Origin of the sequence: Amycolatopsis sp. NPDC004169 (assembly GCF_040610315.1) — a bacterium.
GTDB lineage: Bacteria > Actinomycetota > Actinomycetes > Mycobacteriales > Pseudonocardiaceae > Amycolatopsis.
In genome coordinates, this window is the sequence record NZ_JBEXMD010000072.1 from 14,012 (window position 1) to 32,259 (window position 18,248).

Consider the following 18,248-nt stretch of genomic DNA (forward strand, 5'->3'; position numbering starts at 1 on the left):
CTTTACGCGGCGGTGGCGAAGACCTCGCCCAGCGCCCGCGAACCGGCCTCGGTGAGCAGCGCCGGCACGCGCTCGCCGCACTTGCCGGGGTGCGCGGGTGCGATCAGGCCGAGCCGCGCGAGCCGGTGCACGGTGGACTGGTCGCAGCAGCTCAGGCCGTCGATGAACAGGTCGGGCTCGCAACTGCAGCTGATCTCGGCGTGGCCACCGGCCACTGCTCTCAGTGTGGCCCGCTCACGATGGTTCAATGCGGTGATCATGGCGGCGCCTCCTTCCCGTCGTGCTCATTAGACGCCCCGCCACCGACAGTTTCCGCCTTTCAGCGTGCGAACCCGGGTATTTCAGGGGTTCACGTAGGGGTGGCGTGTCGCACTGCAACCGGGATACCCCTACGGGAGGGGTTCAAGCGTCGTCTTGCGCAGGTGCCGGAAAACGATCGACGTCCGGAACCCGACGATCTCCCGGCGCAACGCCAGCCGGTCGGTCAGGAATGCGTGCAGCGCGTCGATGTCCGACGTGGTCACTTCGATCAGGAAATCGTCGTTTCCGGCCGTGACGTACACCGACAGCACTTCCGGCAGTTCGGCGATCGACCGCTGGAAAGAATCGATCACGGCCCGGCTCAGCGGCCGCACCTGCGCCGTCACGAGCGCCCGGACGCCGCGGTTGAGGCTCGCCAGGTCGACGTCGGCGTGGTAGCCGCGGATGACGCCGCGCTCGCGCAGCAGCCGGATGCGTTCGAGGCACGTCGAGGGCGCGATGCCCACCTTCCGGGCGATGTCGCGGTTGGTCTGCCGGGCGTCTTCCTGCAGAAGCCGCACGATCGCCGAATCAAGTTCGTCCAGCACCGGGCCCTCCTGGGCGTCACCGAATTTCGTTCGGCCACCGGTTCCGACGGCCGACCTTCACTCTAACTTCGGCGCTCATGACCGCACATGAGCAGCTCGTAGCCCGCCGAGGCCGTCGCTCCGGCATCACCACGATGGTCGCGATCCACTCGACCGCGCTCGGCCCCGCCGTCGGCGGCTGCCGCTTCAAGCCCTACGCCACGCTCGAAGACGCCATCGGGGACGTCCTCCGCCTGTCGGCCGCCATGACGGCCAAGTGCGCCGTCGCCGGGCTGGCGTTCGGCGGCGGCAAGAGCGTCATCGCGCCCGAACCGGGCCGCGTCCTCTCGCCCGAAGAGCGCCGGGCCGTCCTGCTCGACCACGCCGACCTGATCGCCGAGTTCGGCGGCCGCTACCAGGCGGGCCCCGACGTGGGCACCGGCCCGGCCGACATGCTGGTGCTCCGCGAAGCCTCGCCGTACGCCTTCTGCACGCCCGAATCCGCCGGCGGAACCGGTTCCTCCAGCGGCCCGACCGCGATCGGGGTGCTCGCCGCCCTCCGCGCCGCGGCCGGCCCCGACCTGGCCGGCCGCCGGGTGGTGATCAGCGGCTACGGCTCGGTCGGCGCCCACCTCGCGGCGAGCCTGCAGGCCGCGGGCGCGGACGTCGTCGTCTCCGACATCGACCCGGCCAAGCGGGTCGGTGCCGAGCAGCAGGGCCTGACCTGGGCCGAGCCGGCGAAGGCGCTCACCCTCACCGCCGACGTCGTCGTCCCGGCGGCGGTCGGCGGGGTGCTCGACCCCGAGACGGTGGCCCGGCTCGACACGCCGCTCGTCGTCGGCCCGGCCAACAACCAGCTCAGCGACGACGCCGTGGCCGACCAGCTCGCCGCACGCGGCATCCGCTGGGTCCCCGACTACGTGGCGAGCGCGGGTGGGATCCTCTACACCCTTTCGAGGGAAGCCGAGGGGCTCGGCCACGAGGCCGCGCTCGCCCGCGTCGAGACGATCGAAGACACCGTGCGCACGATCCTGGCCGCGGCCGAGGCCAACGCGACCACCCCGCTGGCGGAGGCGGCCGCGCTGGCCGGGCGACGGCTCACTTCTGGTGCGGCGCCACGTACTCCTTCGCTTCCGGAGCTTCGAACAACGGCTTGACGTACTTGACGCCGCCCTCGGCCGAGGCGTCCGGGGTGGCCGCGTACACCTGGCGCGTCGCCGGCGTCCCCGGCTTGGAGAAGTCGAGCGCCGCGACCAGGTTGTCCGTGCTCGCCGACGTCGTCTGCTTCAGGGCCGCGGCGATGCCGTCGCGGGTGAGGTCCTTGTTGTCGCACGCCTTCTTCAGTACCGCGCCACACCTCGCCGACCGCGTAGCCGTACGGCACGCCGCCGTTGGGCGTTTCCTTGTACGCGGCCTTGAACTTCGCCGCCACGTCCTTCGCCTTCGGGATGTCGGCGGAGAACGGCACGCTGCTCGCGACGACCGTCAGCTTGTCGAGCGCGCCGGCGGCGGGGCTCTTCAGCAGGGCCGGGTCGAACGTCGGGTTGTTGCCCAGCACCGGCACGTTCAGCCCGAGCGCCTTGTTGGCCCCGACCGTCGAGCCGGTCTGGGTGGGCGTGGTCGTCAGCACGATCGCCTTGACCCCGGCGCCCTTCAAGCCGGTGACCACGTTGGTCAGGTCGCTGTCGGTCGAGGTGATCTTGACTTCCTTGAGCGTCAGGTTGTGCTTCTTGGCGTAGAACTGCGAGCCGCGCAGGCCGTTCTTGCCGTACTCGCCGTCGATGTAGATGTGCCCGATCGGGTCGCCGTCCTTGAGCAGCCCCTGCTCCTGCAGGTACGACAGGCCGTCGATGATCTCCAGGTCGTAGGTCGTCCCGACGATCATCACGTACGGGTTGTCCAGCAGCTCGGACGACCACGACGCCGGCGAGGCGACGGTCTTGTCCGAGGCCAGGTTCTGCTTCAGCGCGGCCACCACCGGCGAGCCGAGCAGCTGCACGAACCCGAGCACCTTCGGCTCGATCTGCGGGTACAGCGTCTTCGCCGTGTCGGCCTTGTAGCCGTGGTCGACCTCCTCGAGCTTCACCTGCCGCCCGCACACGCCGCCGGCGGCGTTGAAGTCCTTGGCCCACAGCTCGTTGCCCTGCGTGACGCCGAGGCCGAGGTTCTTGAAGACACCGGACTTGTCGGTCATCACGCCGAGCGTCACCTCGGTCGCCGTCACCCCCTTGCCGGTCTTGACGCCGGAGCTGTCCGAACCGGACGAGCCCGAGTCGTTCGCCTTCGTGCTGCACGCCGAGAGCGCGAGGACGGCCACCAGCGCCGCCGCCAGGTGTGTGCGTTTCATGGTTCCTCCGGGGGTTGACGGCGAAGACGGGTGAGCCGGCGGCCGAGCGCGGCGAGCCCGCCCGGCTCGAACAGCACGACGAGGATGATCGCGGCGCCGTAGACGAACGAGCTGACCAGGATCGGCGTCAGTGCGCCGTCGCCGGTGCCGGCGAACCAGCCCAGGTCGGCGGAGTACAGGGCGAGCACCTGCGGCAGGCCGTTGACGATTAGCGCGCCGACCAGCGCGCCGGGGACCGAGCCGAGGCCGCCGATGATGACCATCGCCAGGTAGGCGATCGAGACGTTGATGCCGTAGGTGCCGTATTCGCTCTCGTCCGGCTTGAGGATGTCGAACCACAGCACGGTCATCGCGCCGGCGAGGCCGCCGTAGGCCGACGAGACGGCGAACGCGCCCGCCTTGGCGCGCAGCACGCTGACCCCCATCACCGCGGCCGCGGCCTCGTTGTCGCGCACCGCCCGCCACGACCGCCCGACCCGCCCGCGGACCGCGCCGCGGGCGATCACGAACGCGAGCACGGTGAGCAGCAGGAACAGGTACCACATCCGTTCGGCCTGCCGGATCGGCACGCCGAGGAGGCTGATTCCGGGACCCTCGTTGGTGAAGGGGAAGCCGAAGAGGGAGAACGGCGCCGGTGCGCGCCCGGTCGACGTCCCGCCGGTGAGCTCTTCCGCGGACTGTCCGAAGTAGAGCCCCAGGAACACCAGGGCCAGGGACGCGACGCCGAGGTAGATGCCGCGCAACCGGCCGGCCACCGGCGCGAAGGCCAGCCCGAGCAGGGCCGCCACGGCCACCGCGCCCAGCAGCGAAAGGCCGGGGTCGAGGCCGAAGCCGACGACCCGGTCGTCCCCGGTGGGGCCGGACAGGACGGTGTAGGCGGTGCCGCCTGCCAGCAGGAAGAACGCGTGGGCCAGGGAAAGCTGCCCGGCCTGGCCGACCACCAGGGTCAGCCCGATCGCGCCGACCGCGCCGATCATCATGTACTGCCCGGCCTTGAGCCACGCGGCGTCGAGGTACAGCGGCAGGGCGAGCAGGACGACCAGCAGCGCCAGCCAGGCCGCGGTGCGCACCAGCCTGGCCGGGCTGCGCCGCGGGCGCTGGGGCGTCCCGGCTTTCGGTGGGGCGTCCACTTCGGACACGGCTTGGTCAGACACGCGTTCGCTCCCTCGTGCCGAACAGCCCCGAGGGCCGCACCACCAGGACCACCAGCATCACCAGGAACACCGCGCTCTTGGAGAAGTCGAACGAGACGTACTGCGCGGACAGCGCTTCCACGATCCCGACGACCAGGCCGCCGACCACCGCGCCCGCCGTCGAGTCGAGGCCGCCGAGGATCGCCGCGGGGAAGGCGGCCAGCGCGATCGAGTGCGTCCCGCGGGACAGCCCGGCCCCGGAGAAGTCCTGCGTCGCGATGAACAGCACGGCGACCCCGGCCAGCAGCCCGGCGACCAGCCACGCGGTCGCGGTGACGCGGGAGCTGCGGATGCCCATCAGCGCGGCGGCCTCGCGGTTCTCCGCCTGCGCCCGCATGGCCACACCCCAGTTCGAGTACTTGAAGGCCAGCCAGAACGCCGTGATCAGCACCGCGGCCACCACGAGGGCGACCAGGTGCGTGCGGAACAGCGTGATCCCGCCGAGCCGGAACGGCTTCGCGTCCCAAGCGTCGCCGAGGAAGGGCAGCGTGACGCCGAGGCGGCGGACGATCTCTTCGGTGACGATCACGTCGACGCCGATGGTGAGCAGGGCCAGGCTGTTCGCGTCGGCGTGCCGGGAGCGCGACAGCAGCAGCCGCTCCAGCAGCAGGCCGAGCAGCCCGGCCGAGACGATGCCGACCAGCGACGCGCCCGCCCAGCCCAGCGCGTCCCGCGTCACCACGACGAGGTAGCCGCCGAAGAGCACGAGCGAGCCGTGCGCGAAGTTGACCACCTCGGTGGCCTTGAAGATGATGACGAACCCCAGCGCCAGCAACGCGAACACCGCGCCCTTGCCGAGGCCGTTCACCACCAGCTGCAGGAAAGTGTTCACACTGCCTCCGTGCCCAGGTAGGCCTTGACGACGTCCGGGTCGGACTGGACCTGCGCCGGGGTGCCGTCGGCGATCCGCCTGCCGAAGTCGAGCACCGTGACCCGGTCGGCGATGCCCATCACCAGGCCCATGTCGTGTTCGACGAGCAGGATCGAGATGCCGAGCTCGGCCCGGATCCCGCTGATGGTGCCGGCCAGCTCGGCGGTCTCGGCCGCGTTCATCCCGGCCGCGGGCTCGTCGAGCAGGAGCAGCACCGGTTCGACGGCGAGCGCGCGGGCGAGGTCGACGCGCTTGACGACGCCGTAGGGCAGCGCGCCAACGGGTGCGCCGACGACCGCGCCGAGCCCGAGGAACGCGCAGATTTCCCGGGCGCGCTCGGCGTGCCGCCGTTCGGCGCGGACCGTCCACGGCAGCCGCAGCCCGGTTTCCAGGAAGCCGCCGCGGGTCAGCGCGTGCCGGCCGAGCAGCACGTTGTCGAGCACGGTCGAGCCGGGGGAGAGGGCGGCGTTCTGGAAGGACCGCCCGACGCCGAGGCGCGTGAGCCGGTGCGGCGCGAGTCCGGTGAGGTCGGTGTCCCCGAGCCGGACGCGGCCGGTGTTCGCCCGGTAGAGGCCGCTGATCACGTTGAAACAGCTGGACTTCCCGGCACCGTTCGGCCCGATCAGCGCGTGCAGCGAACCCGGGGCGACGGCGAAGGTGACGTCGTCGAGCGCCCGGATCCCGCCGAAGCGCAGGGAGACGTTCTCGACCCGCAGCTCCGGCGGCGTCATCCGGCCCACCTCGACAGCGTCCGGCCCGCCAGGCGGGCGCGTGCGGTCTCGGCTTCGGCGGCGGCGGTTTCCTGCGACTCGGCGTGCCCGCCGAGGTAGAGCCGCTGGACGTCCTGGCTGGCGGCGAGCTCGGCCGCCGTCCCGGCCAGCGCCACCCGGCCCACTTCGAGGACCACGGCGTGGTCGGCGACGTTCAGCGCCATCACGGCGTTCTGCTCGACCAGCACGACGGCGGTGCCCTGGTCGTGGATCTCGCGGACGGTCTTCCCGATCTGCTCGACGACCTTGGGCGCGAGGCCCAGCGATGGCTCGTCGAGGAGCAGCAGCTTCGGGGCGGACATCAGCGCCCGGCCGATGGCCAGCATCTGCTGCTCGCCGCCGGAGAGCAGGCCCGCGCGCTGCTTGGCGCGTTCGGTGAGCACCGGGAACAGCTCCTCGACCCGCTCGCGGGCGGCGGTCCGTTCCGCGGCGGTGCGGGCCCCGATGCCGCCGGCCCGCAGGTTCTCCTCGACGGTCATCCGCGCGAAGATCTGCCGCCCTTCGGGCACGCCGACGACGCCGAGCCGCACGATCCGGGCCGGGTCGAGCCGGCCGAGGGACTGGCCGTCGTAGCGGATCTCACCGGCGTCGATCGCGCCCCGGTGCATCCGCAGGGTGCCGGAAACGGCCCTGAGCAGGGTGGACTTCCCGGCCCCGTTGCTGCCGAGGACGGCGAGCACCCCGTCGGCGGAGACGTCGAGATCGATCCCGTGCAGGGCGGCCGTCGACCGGCCGTACCGCACCCGCAGGCCGCGGACGGTCAGCACGAACTCACTCCGGAACGCACGGGGCCTCCTCCGTTGATGTGACGTGAGTCACGATCGGTGGCGGCCATCCTGCGATCAGCCGCGGCCCTCCGTCACCCCCACCTGGAGACCCCCTGTGCTACGAAACGGACACGGCGGCTTCCCGCAGGGCCGCGAACACGTCGGGTGAAGTGGTGCATTCGCCGAGGCGGACCGGCTTGCGATCGCCGTGGAAGTCGCTCGACCCGGTGGCGAGCAGGCCCAGGTCCGCGGCCGCGTTCCGGAGCCGGTCACGGACCTCGGGCGGCTGCTCCGGGTGGTCCGCTTCGATCCCGGCGAGCCCCGCGGCGGCGAGCGTGCCCAGCTGCTCGTCCGACACCGACGCCCGGCGTTTCACCGAGCGCGGGTGGGCCAGCACGGCCACGCCACCTGCCGCGCGGACCAGCCCGATCGCCGCCACAGTGGACAGGACGTGCTTGGGGACGTCGGCCCGGCCGCCGTCGGCGATCCAGTCGGCGGTGAAGGCGTCGGTGATGCCCGCGGCGGCCAGTGCCGCGGCGATGTGCGGACGGCCCAGCGGCGCGCCCGCGGCGATCGACGCCACCTGCTCGAGCGTGATCGGCGCGCCGAGTTCGCGGCAGCGTTCGACCATCCGCACGCCGCGGCGGACGCGGTCGGTGCGGATCAGCTCCAGCTCGGCCGCCAGGGGTTCGTGCCCCGGATCGACGAACAGGCCGAGCAGGTGCACCTCGGCGTCGTCGAGCCGGCAGGAGATCTCGACGCCGGGCACGAGCTCGACGCCGGCGGCGGCCGCGGAAGCGGCGGCCAGACCGGCGAAGGTGTCGTGGTCGGTGAGGGCGAGGACCGTCAGCCCGGCTTCGGCGGCCAGCCGGGGCAGCTCCGCGGGCGGGGTCGTGCCGTCGGAGGCCGTGCTGTGCGCGTGCAGGTCGATCGTCACCCGGCCGAGGATCTCACAGCAGCCCGGCTTCGCTGGCCTTCCCGATCGCCTCGACGCGGTTGCGCGCGCCCAGCTTGTGCAGGGCCGACTGCAGGTACGTCTTGACCGTGTTGCGGGCCAGCCCGGTCGACTCCGCGATCTCCGGGTTCGTCTGCCCCTGCGCGGCCAGCCGCAGCACCTCGTACTCGCGGCGGGTCAGCCCGCTGCGGGCCAGCGCGTCCGACCGCTGCCCGGCGTCCGGGAGGATCCGCGGGTCGACGACGCGTTCGCCGCGCAGCACCCGCCGCAGCTCGGTGACCAGCTGCGCGCCCGCCGCGTCCTTGAGCAGGCAGCCGTGCGCGCCCGACTCCAGCGCGGCCAGCACGCCCTGGTGGTCACCGTGCGCGGTGAAGACGACGATCTTGCCATCGGGGTGCACCCGGCGCAGCTCGGTGACGACCTCCGGCGCGAGCATGTCCGGCAGCCGCAGGTCGAGCAGGATCAGGTCGGGGGCCAGCGACGCCACCCGTTCGATCGCCAGCCGCCCGGACTCGGCCGAGCCGATCACGGTCAGGCACGGGTCCGAGCGCAGCAGCAGCGTCACGCCGTCGCGGACCACCGGGTGGTCGTCGACGACGAAGACGCTCGCGGGCGTCACGGCCGCACCAGCGGCACCCACGCGCGCAGGGTGCAGCCGTCGTCGTCGTCCCGGACCAGGCTGACGCGCCCGCCGAGCCGCAGCGCCCGCCCGGTGAGCGTGCGCAGGCCCATACCGGTGCCCGGGACGGCTTCGGTGCCCGTGCCGTCGTCGGCGACGACCACCTGGACGCCGTCATCGCTGGGCAGCAGGCTGACGATCACCGAGGACGCCCGCGCGTGCTTCTCGACGTTGAGCAGCCCCTCGCGGACCGCGGCCACCAGCAGCGCGGTGCGTTCGGCGTCCAGCGGCGGCACCGCCGCGAGCTGCACGAACCGCGCCGGGACGCCGCAGCGCGCCTGGAACGAGCGGCAGTGCTCGGCCAGCTCGACCGGCAGCGCCCGCTCCGGGCTGCTTTCCGACAGCGCCAGCAGCGACTCCCGCAGCGCGCCCGCGGCCGCCGAGACGTCCCCCTCCAGCCGTTTCAGCCGTGCCTCCAGGCCCGGGTTCCCGTGGAAGTCCTCGTGCAGGTCCCGCACCTGGACGCCGATGGAGAACAGCAGCGCCCCGACCGAGTCGTGCAGCGCGCTCTGCATCCGGAGGCGCTCGCCCGCCACCGCGGCCGTGCGGTCGGTCTCGGCCACCTTCGCCAGGTGCAGGGCCGCACCGGCCTGGCGGGCGACCTCCTCCATCCGCCGGACGGCGTCGTCACCGAAGTCGGCGGGCTCCCGCATGGCCGCGTAGGCGATGGCGACGGTCTCGCCGTGCGCGACGATCGGGACGGCGAGCAGCGCGGCCAGGCCCTCCCCGCGGACCTGGACGTCGAAGTGGTGGGTGATCGTCGGCGCGCTGACGTAGTCGGTGACCTTCACGGGCCGGCCCAGCGCCAGCACGCGCCCGCCGACGCCTTGACCGGTCGACACCTCGAGGTCCTGCAGCGCGTCGGTCCGGTTGCCGGACATCCAGCGGATCACGGCCAGACCCGGCTCGGTGAGCTCGCCGACGAACCCGGCCTTCGCCCCGACCGTCTCCCGGACCAGCCGGGCGGTGCCGTGCAGCGCGGCGACCCGGTCGAGCGTGCCGAGCAGCTTTTCGCGCTCGCGCAGCAGCTCGCCCAGCACCGCGCTGTACTCCGCAACGTGCTCCTTGGCCGTCACCTGATCACGATGGCACACCGGGTGTGGTTCCGGACATACCCGGCTGGAGAGGTACGGCGGCCTCCGGTCGACTTGAATGGGGGTGTGGAGATCCTCACCGACGCCGCCACGCTCGCGCTGTACACCACCGACGCCTCCAACTACCGCCACGTGCCCCGGGGCGTGGTGCTGCCGCGGACGGTCGACGACGTTGTCGCGGCGGTCGCGGCCGCCCGCGATCGTGACCTGCCGGTGATCGCCCGCGGCGGCGGCACGAGCGTCGCCGGGAACGCGTGCGGGCCGGGACTGGTGATCGACACTTCGCGCCACCTCGGCGGGGTGCTGTCGCTGGACCCGGCCGCCCGGCTCGCCCGCGTGCTGCCGGGCACGGTGCTGGACGACCTGCAGGCGGTCGCGGCCCCGCACGGCCTGCGGTTCGGCCCGGACCCCTCGACGCACAGCCGCTGCACGCTCGGCGGGATGATCGGCAACAACGCCTGCGGCTCGCACTCGGTGGCCTGGGGCCGCACGGTCGACGTCGTCCGCTCGCTCGAAGTCCTGCTCTACGACGGCACGCGGCTGCGGGTGGGCCCGGACGAGCCTGCCGAAGGCCGGATCTTCGACGAGCTGCGCGCGCTGGTCCGCGAAAACCTGGCGTTGCTGCGCAGGGAACTCTCGACGTGGCCGCGTCGCGTGTCGGGCTACGGGCTCGAACACCTGTTGCCGGAGAACGGCTTCGACGTCGCCAAGGCCCTCGTCGGTTCCGAAGGCACCTGCGTGACCATCCTCGAGGCGACCGTTTCGCTCGCCGAGCTGCCCGAGCGCAAGGTGCTCGCCGTGCTGGGCTTCCCCTCCGACATCGCGGCGGCCGACGCGGTGCCGTCGATCCTGCCGTGGTCGCCGCTGACCGTCGAAGGCGTGGACGCCGAGCTCGTCGCGATGCTGCCCGGGCGGGCAGGCGACCTGCCGCCGGGCGGGGCGTGGCTGTTCGTCGAGCTGGCCGGCGACGACCCGGCCGGGCGGGCCCGTTCGCTGGCCGCGTCACTCGATCTCACCGGGTTCGCGATCGTGGACGACCCGGTCGCGCAGCGCGGGCTCTGGCGCATCCGCGAGGAAGGCGCCGGGCTGGCGACGCGGCTCGCGGACGGCTCGGAGGCGTGGCCGGGCTGGGAGGACGCCGCCGTCCCGCCCGAACGGCTCGGCGCGTACCTGCGCGAGTTCAAGGAACTCATGCGCGCGCACGGCCGCCGCAGCGTCGTCTACGGCCACTACGGCGAAGGCTGCCTGCACCTGCGGCTGGACTTCGACCTGCTGTCGTCGTCGGGGGTGGCGGACTTCCGGCGGTTCCTCGAGGAAGCCGCGGACCTCGTCGCCGCGCACGGCGGCTCGCTGTCCGGCGAGCACGGCGACGGCCAGGCGCGTTCGGAGCTGCTGTCCCGGATGTACAGCCCGGAGATGCTCGACGTCTTCGCGCGGTTCAAGGCGATCTTCGACCCGGCCGGCCGGATGAACCCGGGCATCCTGGTGGCGCCGCGGCCGATCGACGCGGACCTGCGCGTGCGACCGACCTCGGAGTCCTTCGAGGACAGTGTGTTCCTCGGCTATCCGGAGGACCGCGGGAGTTTCGGCCAGGCGATGCGGCGGTGCGTCGGCGTCGGCAAGTGCCGCAACACCAGCGGCGGCGGTGTGATGTGCCCGAGCTACCGGGCCACCCGCGAGGAACAGCACTCCACGCGCGGACGGGCCCACCTGCTCGCGGAGATGATCAACGGCGAGGTGGTCACCGACGGCTGGCGCTCCACCGAAGTCCGCGACGCGCTCGACCTGTGCCTGTCCTGCAAGGGGTGCCTGTCGGACTGCCCGGTCGACGTCGACATGGCGACGTACAAAGCCGAGTTCCTGCACCAGCACTACCGGCGGCGGCTGCGTCCGCCGTCGCACTACTCGATGGGCTGGCTGCCGCTGTGGCTGCGGCTCAGCGCTCGTGCTCCGCGGCTGGCCAATCTCGTGGGTCGGTCCCGGTTGGCGGGGCTGGTGAAGCGGCTCGGCGGGATCGCGCCGGAGCGTGCGCTGCCCACGTTTGCCGCGTCTCCGTTCACGTCGTCGCGCGCGGATCTCCGGCGGCGGGCCTCGGGGGAGCGGCGGGTGGTGCTGTGGCCGGACTCGTTCAACAACTACCTGACGCCTTCGGTGCTGGACGCGGCCCACGAAGTCCTCACCGCGGCGGGTTACGACGTCGTGCTGCCGGACCGCGGTGTCTGCTGTGGACTGACGTGGGTGTCGACGGGCCAGCTCGGCGTCGCGCGGCGGGTGCTGGACCGGACGCTGTCGGTGCTGGCGCCGTACCTGGAGGACGGCTACGAGGTCGCGGGCCTGGAACCGAGCTGCACGGCGCTGTTCCGCGGCGACCTGCCCGCCCTGATGCCGGGCGACGAGCGTGCCGCGCTGCTGGCCTCCCGGACGTTCACCTTCGCCGAGCTGCTCGAGCGGGCGCCGATCCCGTTCGCGGCGCTCGATGTCGACGCGATCACCCAGGTGCACTGCCACCAGCACGCGGTGCTGGGCTTCGGCGCGGACGAGTCGGCGTTGGCGGCCGCGGGCGTGCGCAATACGACGTTGGACTCGGGCTGTTGCGGCCTGGCGGGCAACTTCGGGTTCGAGCGCGGCCACTACGCCGTCTCCAAGGCGGTGGCGGAGGACCGGATGCTGCCCGCCATCCGCGCGGCCGCCCCGGACACCGTCGTGGTCTCGGACGGCTTCAGCTGCCGGACGCAGATCGCCCAGGAGTCGGGACGGACACCGGTGCACCTGGCCGAGCTGCTGCGGCGGGCCCTGCCGTGATCACTCGGCGCGCTCCAGCAGTGTCCGGACGGCGGTGAGAACGAGGCGGACGATGTCGTCGGGGTCGGCGCCGACGAGCGGCTGCCTGCCGGTGAGCTCGCGGACCACCCCGATCCCCATCAGCCAGGCCAGCGCGAGGTCGGCGCGCAGTTCGGCGTCCGGGGCGTCGGTCAGCGTGGCCAGGATCCGGGCGTACTCGTCGCCGATCTCCTGGCGCAGCACCGCCCCGACGTCGCCGCTGCCGGACGAGCGCAGGTACGTCTCCAGGGTCCGGTTCCGGTCGCCGCCCGGCTCGAGCATGCTGCGCAGCGACGCGCTGAACAGCCGTTCCGGCGGGTGGGCCTCCAGGTGCTCGCGCCCGCTGCGGGCGATGACCTCCTCGAACAGCGCTTCCTTGCTGCCGAAGTAGCGGAAGAGCAGCGCCTGGTTGACCCCGGCGAGATCGGCGATGTCCCGCACGGTCGTCCGGTCGAACCCCCGCTCGGCGAACAGCTTCGCCCCGGCGTCGAGCAGCGCCTGCCGCGTCGCGGCCGCGTCCCGCCGCCGGCCAGGCTGCTCGCTCATCGAAGCAGGTTAACCGGCAAACCGGACGCGGCGCGACAGACCCTAGGCGCCGGAGAGGCGGATCGCGGCGGCCGGGCACGTCAGTTCCGCCTGCCGCACCGCCTCCTCCTCGCCGGACGGCGGTTCCTCGGCGAGGAGGATGACCGTGCCGTCCTCCTCGTTCTGGTCGAACGTCTCGGGCGCCAGCAGGACGCACTGGCCGGACGAGACGCAGCTGCCCGTGTCGACGGTGATCTTCATCGGCTCACCACTCCACCGGGACGCGCTCGACGCCGCCGGCCACGCGGTTGGTGCGGACCGGGATCTCGTCGATCCCGGCGGCGAGCCGCAGGCCGGGGAAGCGGCGGAACAGCTTGGGGAACACCGTCCGCAGCTCGGTGCGGGCGAGGTTGGCGCCGATGCAGACGTGGGCGCCGGTGCCGAAGGCGAGGTGCACGTTCGGCGTGCGGTCCGGGTCGAACGCGTCCGGGTCGGCGAACACCGACTCGTCGCGGTTGGCCGCGTCGCGCGAGATCAGCACGGCGTCGCCGCGCAGGATCCGCGTTCCGGCGATCTCGACGTCTGCGTGCGCGTACCGCAGCAGGCCGGTGCCGCTGGTGGCGGTCAGCCGCAGGAGCTCCTCGACGGTCTTGTCGACCTGGCCTTCGGGGTCGGCGGCGAAGCGGTCGCGGCGGGCGGTGTCGCTGAGCAGGAACAGCGTGCCCACCGCGATCCGCGTGGACGTCGTCTCGTGGCCGGCGAACAACAGCCCGGCACCCATCCGCGCGAGGTCTTCGTCGGTGAAGGCCGGGTCCTCGGCCTGGTAGGCGACCATGTCGGAGATGACGTCGGGCTGCGGGTCGGCGCGCTTGGCGTCGGCCAGCTTCGCCATGTAGGCCATGAACTCCGCCATGGCGGCCTGGGCGTCCGCACCGCCGTCCATCCGGGCGATCCGCTCGGACAGCTCGCGGAAGTGCTCGCGGTCGGCGTAGGGCACGCCGAGCAGCTCGCAGATCACCAGCACCGGCAGCGGGAACGCGAGCACGGCGGCCAGGTCGACGGGCCCGTGTGCGCGCGCGGCTTCCATGTCGTCGAGGCAGCGGTCGGTCAGTTCGGCGATCCGGTCGCCGAGGGCGCGCATGCGGGGTGCGGAGAACGCGGGCGCCAGCATCCGGCGCATCCGCTTGTGGTCGCGCTCTTCGGTGTCGAAGTCGCCGCTCGGGCCGTCCTGCAGTGCCGCGTGGGAAATCCGTGACGCCTCTTCGGGTTTCGGGTGGGACCGGCCGAAGCGGCGGTCGCGGAAGACCTCCTTGGCTTCCTCGTAGGAGGTGATGAGCCACGCCGGGTCGCCGGCGGGGGTGAGCACCCGGCTCACCGGCGCCTGCCGCCGCAGCAGCGCGAACTCCGGGGCGATCGTGAGCGCGTCCGCCTGGGTGAAGGGGAGGCGAGGCGTTTCTTCGGTGGTGGTCATGCGCCTTCTCTCGGATCGGTGTTCAGGTCGGCGAGCCAGCGGAGTTCGGCGTCGAGCTTCCCGAGGACGTGCTGCAGCGCGGCCCGGCTCCACGGGTCGGCCTGCCGGACGGCGTGCCCGGTGAGGCGGGTGTGCTCGGCGGTGAGCGCCCGCTTCCGGACGTCGAGCACGCGTGCTCGTTCCTCCTCGCGCAACCAGGCGAAGTTGCCGACGCGCGCGAGGAACTCGGGCTCGTTGAGCGCCAGCTCGGGCGGGAAGTCGGCGAGCATGTCGTGCAGCAGCTCCCGCCCGACGTCGGTGATCGTGTAGACGTGCCGCGGCGGCTTGGCCTCCTGCTCCTCCGCGCTGCGGCTCACCGCGCCCGCGTCGACGAAGCGCCGCAGCGTCGGGTAGAGCGAGTTGTTCGACAAGGTGTGGCCGGTCGAGGCCTCCACGGCCTTGCGGAGTTCGTAACCGTGCATCGGTTCGCGGGCGAGCTTCGCCAGCAGCAGGATTTCGATCCACACCTAGGTCACCGTAACCTAGTTTCCGGTGACCGGGCAATGGCGGATCGTGACAGGCGGGAAGAAACTGTGTAGCGTTGTAAGCAGCTGCTTACAACCGGAGCACGGGGGTTCCCGCATGACTGCCACCCACACCGAACCGCTTGCGTACCCGTTCAACGAGGAGGCCGGGCTCGACCTGAACGAGGCCTACGCCGCCGCGCGGGACGCCGACGGCATGGTCCGGGTGAAGATGACCTACGGCGAGCCGGCCTGGCTGGCCACCCGTTACGCCGACGCCCGCCTGGTCCTGGGCGACCGCCGGTTCTCGCGGGCGATGGAGAAGGAAAAGGACGCGCCGCGCCGCTCGCCGGCGGTGCGGGACGGCGGCATCCTGCAGATGGACCCGCCCGACCACACGCGGCTGCGGACGCTGGTCGCGAAGGCGTTCACCATGCGCCGCGTCGAACTGCTGCGGCCGCGCGTCGCTTCGCTTGCCGCCGAGCTGATCGCGGACATGAAGGCGAGCGGTGCGCCCGCCGACCTGGTCGACGCCTACGCGCTGCCGATCCCGGTCGCGGTGATCTGCGAGCTGCTCGGCGTCCCGGTCGCCGACCGGCCGAAGTTCCGCGTCTGGAGCGACGCGGCGCTGTCCACGAGCGGGCTGACGCCGGAGGAGTTCGAGCGCAACCGCGAAGAGCTGCGCGACTACATGCGCGGCCTGATCGCCGAGCACCGCGAGCGGCCCCAGGACGACCTGATGACGGCGCTGATCGAGGCCCGCGACGTGCGTGACCGGCTGACCGAGCTGGAGCTGGTCGACCTGTGCGTCGGCATCCTCGTCGCCGGCCACGAGACGACCGCGAGCCAGATCCCGAACTTCGTCTACGCGCTGCTGGACCAGCACGAGCAGTGGGAGCGCCTGTGCGCCGACCCGGACCTGATCCCGGCGGCGGTCGAGGAGCTGCTGCGGTTCGTGCCGCTGGGTGCCGGCGCGGGGTTCGCGCGTTATGCCACCGAGGACGTTTCGGTTGGTGGCGTGCTGGTGCGGGCGGGTGAACCGGTGCTCGTCGCGATCGGCGCGGCCAACCGCGACGCGCTCCAGTTCGGCGACGCGGACAAGCTGAGCTTCGACCGCGAGGAGAACCACCACCTGGGCTTCGGCCACGGCGTCCACCACTGCCTGGGTGCGCCGCTGGCCCGGCTGGAGCTGCAGGAGGCGCTGCGCGCGTTGGTCACCGAGATGCCGGGGTTGCACCTCGCCGGCGATATCGTGTGGAAGACGCAGATGCTCGTCCGCGGACCGCGGTCGATGCCGATCGGATGGTGATGATGAGCTGGGACGTGAAGGTCGACGAACACACCTGCATCGGGTCGGGGATGTGCGCGGCCCTGATGCCGGAGGTGTTCACCCTCGACGGTGCGGTGGCCCACCCGGTGACACCGTCGGTGGAGGCCGACGAGACGGTCCTGGACGTGGCGGACTCGTGCCCGGCCATGGCGATCACGGTCACCGACGGTGGCCGGGAGATCGGGCCGCGCCCCTGAAGGTGCCGTGCTCGGTGACCACCGCCGTGATCAGGTCGAACGGGGTGACGTCGAAGGCGGGGTTGAAGACCCGAGCGTCCTTCGGAGTGGCTTCGGTGAGCTCGCGGGCGTCGCGTTCCTCGATGACGACGCCCGTGCCGTCCGCGAGCTTGCTGTCCACTGTGGACGAGGGGGCGACCACCACGAACGGGATCCCGTGGTGTTTCGCGGCGATGGCGAGGCCGTAGGTGCCGATCTTGTTGGCGACGTCCCCGTTCGCGGCGATCCGGTCGGCCCCGACGAGCACGCAGTCGACCATCCCGCGAGCCATCGCGGCCGCGGCGGCCGAGTCGGGCTGGACGCGGTAGGGGACGTTCGCCTGGGAGAGTTCCCACGCGGTCAGCCGGGCGCCTTGGAGCAGCGGGCGCGTCTCGTCGACGAGGACTTCTTCGACGAGCCCGCGCGCGTGCAGGTGCCAGACGACGCCGAGGGCGCTGCCCCAGCCGACGGTGGCCAGGTGCCCGGCGTTGCAGTGGGTGAGCAGCCGCAGGGGGCGCCGTGGACACTCCGCGAGCACGATCTCGGCGGCGTGGCGTGAAGCGGTCTCGTTGAGCTGTTCGTCCTCGTCGAGCAGGGCTCGCGCTTCGGCGAGGACGGCTTCCTTGCCCTGGTCGAGTTTTTCGAGCGCGCGCTCCACACCCCAGGCGAGGTTGACGGCGGTGGGGCGGGCGTGCGCGATCCGGTCGGCGTCCCGGTGCACGTCACCGTTCCGGTGGAGGGACAGGGCAACACCGAGCGCCCCGGCGGCCCCGAGGGCGGGCGCACCGCGCACGGCGAGCCGCTGGACGGCGTCGACCAGTTCGGTGACGGTGGTGAGTTCGAGCAGCCGATACTCGCCGGGGAGAGCGGTCTGGTCGATGATGACGACGGCGCCGTCGGCCCAGTCGATGGTCCTGCGCACGAGGCCTCCTTTTTCGCTTGCCCGCCCGGTGAAGATGGGATCGTGACCATTGAACGGCAGAACCCGCCCGGCTTGCACACACCACCCGGCTACCACCACGTGACGGTGACGTCGGCATCCCGGACGGTGTACCTGGCGGGCCAGTGTCCGGTGACGCCGGACGGCACGGTGGTCCCCGGAGACGTCCTGGCCCAGACGGACCAGGTGGCCACCAACACGGCGGCGGCGCTGGAGTTCGCGGGAGCCACGCCGTCCGATGTGGTGCGAACGGTGATCTACGTGGTGACGGAGGACCGTTCGGTACTGTCCGCGGTGTGGACGCGGCTGACGTCCTCGCCGATAGCTTCGGCCTTCGCCTCGGCGAGCACGTTGCTGGGCGTGGCCCAGCTCGGCTTCCCAGGCCAGCTCGTGGAACTCGACGTAACCGCCGCCCTAGCCTGACCCGAGATGCCCCGCCAACCACACGAGATGCCTCTCCAATCACGCGAGATCGCTCTCTGATCACGCGAGTTCCGCGTTCAATCACGCGAGTCACGGTCCTGATCACGCGGGTCCGGCGTACCGGAACGGACGACTCGCGTACCTGGATGGGCGACTCGCGTACCTGGCGGGTCGGTTGGCGTGATCAGGGCCGGAACTCGCGTGACCAGGGCCGGGAATCGCGTGATCAGGCGGCGATCTCGCGTGATTGGGGAGCAATCACGCGTGATTGGAGGGGCATCACCCGTGATTGGAGGGGCGACACGGGCTAGCACACTTGCCCCGGCCTAACCTCTCCCGGCTCCCGGCTCCCGGCCGAGCTAGCCTCATCCCGGCCCCGGCCCCGGCCCCGGCCCCGGCCCCGGCCCCGGCCCCGGCCCCGGCCCCGGCCCCGGCCGCTGCTGACCTAACCTCTCCCCGGCCCCCCGGCCCCCCGGCCCCCCGGCCCCCCGGCCCCCCGGCCCCCCGGCCCCCCGGCC

19 protein-coding genes and 1 pseudogene are annotated in these 18,248 nt (G+C 72.3%); 5 read left to right on the forward strand and 15 right to left on the reverse strand.

All coding sequences use genetic code 11. From position 1 onward, the window contains the following. Positions 1-2: 2 nt before the first annotated feature. Together ABZX11_RS46190 and ABZX11_RS46195 are read right to left on the reverse strand one after the other, a co-directional pair. The gene (locus ABZX11_RS46190) at positions 3-260 is read right to left on the reverse strand and encodes a hypothetical protein (RefSeq protein ID WP_176175584.1); all 258 of its coding nucleotides are present in this window, start codon (positions 258-260) and stop codon (positions 3-5) included. Positions 261-389: 129 nt separating this feature from the next. After that, positions 390-845, reverse strand: a complete 456-nt coding sequence (locus ABZX11_RS46195) for an Lrp/AsnC family transcriptional regulator (protein WP_176178242.1) — start codon at positions 843-845, stop codon at positions 390-392. An 80-nt stretch (positions 846-925) separates the two neighbouring features. Here ABZX11_RS46195 and ABZX11_RS46200 point away from each other — a divergent pair, with 80 nt between their 5' ends. Beyond that, positions 926-1,984: a Glu/Leu/Phe/Val dehydrogenase dimerization domain-containing protein gene (locus ABZX11_RS46200; protein WP_354925175.1), complete on the forward strand. Its 1,059-nt coding sequence runs from the start codon at positions 926-928 to the stop codon at positions 1,982-1,984. A gap of 224 nt (positions 1,985-2,208) precedes the next feature. Here the strand turns inward: ABZX11_RS46200 and ABZX11_RS46205 are convergent. From ABZX11_RS46205 to ABZX11_RS46240, 8 genes and pseudogenes are all read right to left on the reverse strand, one after another. Beyond that, positions 2,209-3,174 (reverse strand): annotated as a pseudogene (locus ABZX11_RS46205) (ABC transporter substrate-binding protein); the annotation flags it as partial. Further along, positions 3,171-4,304: a branched-chain amino acid ABC transporter permease gene (locus ABZX11_RS46210; protein WP_354925198.1), complete on the reverse strand. Its 1,134-nt coding sequence runs from the start codon at positions 4,302-4,304 to the stop codon at positions 3,171-3,173. The gene ABZX11_RS46210 and the pseudogene ABZX11_RS46205, both read right to left, overlap by 4 nt. A 16-nt stretch (positions 4,305-4,320) precedes the next feature. After that, positions 4,321-5,199, reverse strand: coding sequence for a branched-chain amino acid ABC transporter permease (locus ABZX11_RS46215; RefSeq protein ID WP_354925177.1), 879 nt, complete (start codon positions 5,197-5,199; stop codon positions 4,321-4,323). Then, the gene (locus tag ABZX11_RS46220; protein ID WP_354925179.1) at positions 5,196-5,969 is read right to left on the reverse strand and encodes an ABC transporter ATP-binding protein; all 774 of its coding nucleotides are present in this window, start codon (positions 5,967-5,969) and stop codon (positions 5,196-5,198) included. Before ABZX11_RS46220 ends, ABZX11_RS46215 begins: the two co-directional genes overlap by 4 nt. Beyond that, the gene (locus ABZX11_RS46225; RefSeq protein ID WP_176175589.1) at positions 5,966-6,775 is read right to left on the reverse strand and encodes an ABC transporter ATP-binding protein; all 810 of its coding nucleotides are present in this window, start codon (positions 6,773-6,775) and stop codon (positions 5,966-5,968) included. The genes ABZX11_RS46220 and ABZX11_RS46225 overlap by 4 nt, the downstream gene beginning before the upstream one ends. Positions 6,776-6,893: 118 nt before the next feature. Next, the gene (locus ABZX11_RS46230) at positions 6,894-7,712 is read right to left on the reverse strand and encodes a PHP domain-containing protein (protein ID WP_354925181.1); all 819 of its coding nucleotides are present in this window, start codon (positions 7,710-7,712) and stop codon (positions 6,894-6,896) included. 13 nt (positions 7,713-7,725) lie between these two features. After that, positions 7,726-8,370, reverse strand: a complete 645-nt coding sequence (locus ABZX11_RS46235) for a response regulator transcription factor (RefSeq protein ID WP_176175591.1) — start codon at positions 8,368-8,370, stop codon at positions 7,726-7,728. Further along, on the reverse strand, positions 8,346-9,485 hold the full coding sequence (locus ABZX11_RS46240) for a GAF domain-containing protein (protein WP_176175592.1): 1,140 nt from the start codon (positions 9,483-9,485) through the stop codon (positions 8,346-8,348). The genes ABZX11_RS46235 and ABZX11_RS46240 overlap by 25 nt, the downstream gene beginning before the upstream one ends. A gap of 84 nt (positions 9,486-9,569) precedes the next feature. Here ABZX11_RS46240 and ABZX11_RS46245 point away from each other — a divergent pair, with 84 nt between their 5' ends. Then, a complete protein-coding gene (locus ABZX11_RS46245; RefSeq protein ID WP_354925183.1) occupies positions 9,570-12,305 on the forward strand; it encodes an FAD-binding and (Fe-S)-binding domain-containing protein in 2,736 nt (911 codons plus the stop codon). On the opposite strand, the gene ABZX11_RS46250 is transcribed toward ABZX11_RS46245, so the two are convergent. The 4 genes from ABZX11_RS46250 to ABZX11_RS46265 are packed head-to-tail and all read right to left on the reverse strand — an operon-like array spanning position 12,306 to position 14,825. Beyond that, positions 12,306-12,869, reverse strand: a complete 564-nt coding sequence (locus ABZX11_RS46250) for a TetR/AcrR family transcriptional regulator (RefSeq protein ID WP_176175594.1) — start codon at positions 12,867-12,869, stop codon at positions 12,306-12,308. It abuts the gene before it with no gap. A 42-nt stretch (positions 12,870-12,911) separates the two neighbouring features. After that, positions 12,912-13,109 carry a ferredoxin gene (locus tag ABZX11_RS46255; protein ID WP_354925186.1) on the reverse strand — a complete coding sequence of 66 codons (198 nt, stop codon included), beginning with the start codon at positions 13,107-13,109 and terminating at the stop codon, positions 12,912-12,914. Positions 13,110-13,113: 4 nt separating this feature from the next. Continuing rightward, positions 13,114-14,319, reverse strand: a complete 1,206-nt coding sequence (locus ABZX11_RS46260; protein ID WP_354925188.1) for a cytochrome P450 — start codon at positions 14,317-14,319, stop codon at positions 13,114-13,116. Then, positions 14,316-14,825, reverse strand: coding sequence for a PadR family transcriptional regulator (locus tag ABZX11_RS46265; protein WP_176175597.1), 510 nt, complete (start codon positions 14,823-14,825; stop codon positions 14,316-14,318). Before ABZX11_RS46265 ends, ABZX11_RS46260 begins: the two co-directional genes overlap by 4 nt. 115 nt (positions 14,826-14,940) lie before the next feature. Between ABZX11_RS46265 and ABZX11_RS46270 the strand changes: the two genes are divergently transcribed. Further along, the gene (locus ABZX11_RS46270; protein ID WP_354925190.1) at positions 14,941-16,131 is read left to right on the forward strand and encodes a cytochrome P450; all 1,191 of its coding nucleotides are present in this window, start codon (positions 14,941-14,943) and stop codon (positions 16,129-16,131) included. A gap of 2 nt (positions 16,132-16,133) precedes the next feature. Beyond that, complete coding sequence (locus tag ABZX11_RS46275; RefSeq protein WP_200876502.1) at positions 16,134-16,349, forward strand: ferredoxin; 216 nt, start codon at positions 16,134-16,136, stop codon at positions 16,347-16,349. On the opposite strand, the gene mtnA is transcribed toward ABZX11_RS46275, so the two are convergent. Beyond that, on the reverse strand, positions 16,312-17,289 hold the full coding sequence (gene mtnA / locus ABZX11_RS46280; protein WP_354925192.1) for an S-methyl-5-thioribose-1-phosphate isomerase: 978 nt from the start codon (positions 17,287-17,289) through the stop codon (positions 16,312-16,314). The two genes, ABZX11_RS46275 and mtnA, sit on opposite strands and share 38 nt — an antisense overlap. A 42-nt stretch (positions 17,290-17,331) precedes the next feature. Between mtnA and ABZX11_RS46285 the strand changes: the two genes are divergently transcribed. Next, positions 17,332-17,730: a RidA family protein gene (locus ABZX11_RS46285; protein WP_354925194.1), complete on the forward strand. Its 399-nt coding sequence runs from the start codon at positions 17,332-17,334 to the stop codon at positions 17,728-17,730. Positions 17,731-18,248: the final 518 nt, after the last annotated feature.

Bases quoted from the DNA above. Each gene is read 5' to 3' on its own strand.
- ABZX11_RS46275 (WP_200876502.1), top strand. From the start codon at position 16,134: ATGAGCTGGGACGTGAAGGTCGACGAACACACCTGCATCGGGTCGGGG.
- ABZX11_RS46250 (WP_176175594.1), bottom strand. From the start codon at position 12,869: ATGAGCGAGCAGCCTGGCCGGCGGCGGGACGCGGCCGCGACGCGGCAG.
- ABZX11_RS46190 (WP_176175584.1), bottom strand. From the start codon at position 260: ATGATCACCGCATTGAACCATCGTGAGCGGGCCACACTGAGAGCAGTG.
- ABZX11_RS46255 (WP_354925186.1), bottom strand. From the start codon at position 13,109: ATGAAGATCACCGTCGACACGGGCAGCTGCGTCTCGTCCGGCCAGTGC.
- ABZX11_RS46260 (WP_354925188.1), bottom strand. From the start codon at position 14,319: ATGACCACCACCGAAGAAACGCCTCGCCTCCCCTTCACCCAGGCGGAC.
- ABZX11_RS46270 (WP_354925190.1), top strand. From the start codon at position 14,941: ATGACTGCCACCCACACCGAACCGCTTGCGTACCCGTTCAACGAGGAG.
- ABZX11_RS46220 (WP_354925179.1), bottom strand. From the start codon at position 5,969: ATGACGCCGCCGGAGCTGCGGGTCGAGAACGTCTCCCTGCGCTTCGGC.
- ABZX11_RS46200 (WP_354925175.1), top strand. From the start codon at position 926: ATGACCGCACATGAGCAGCTCGTAGCCCGCCGAGGCCGTCGCTCCGGC.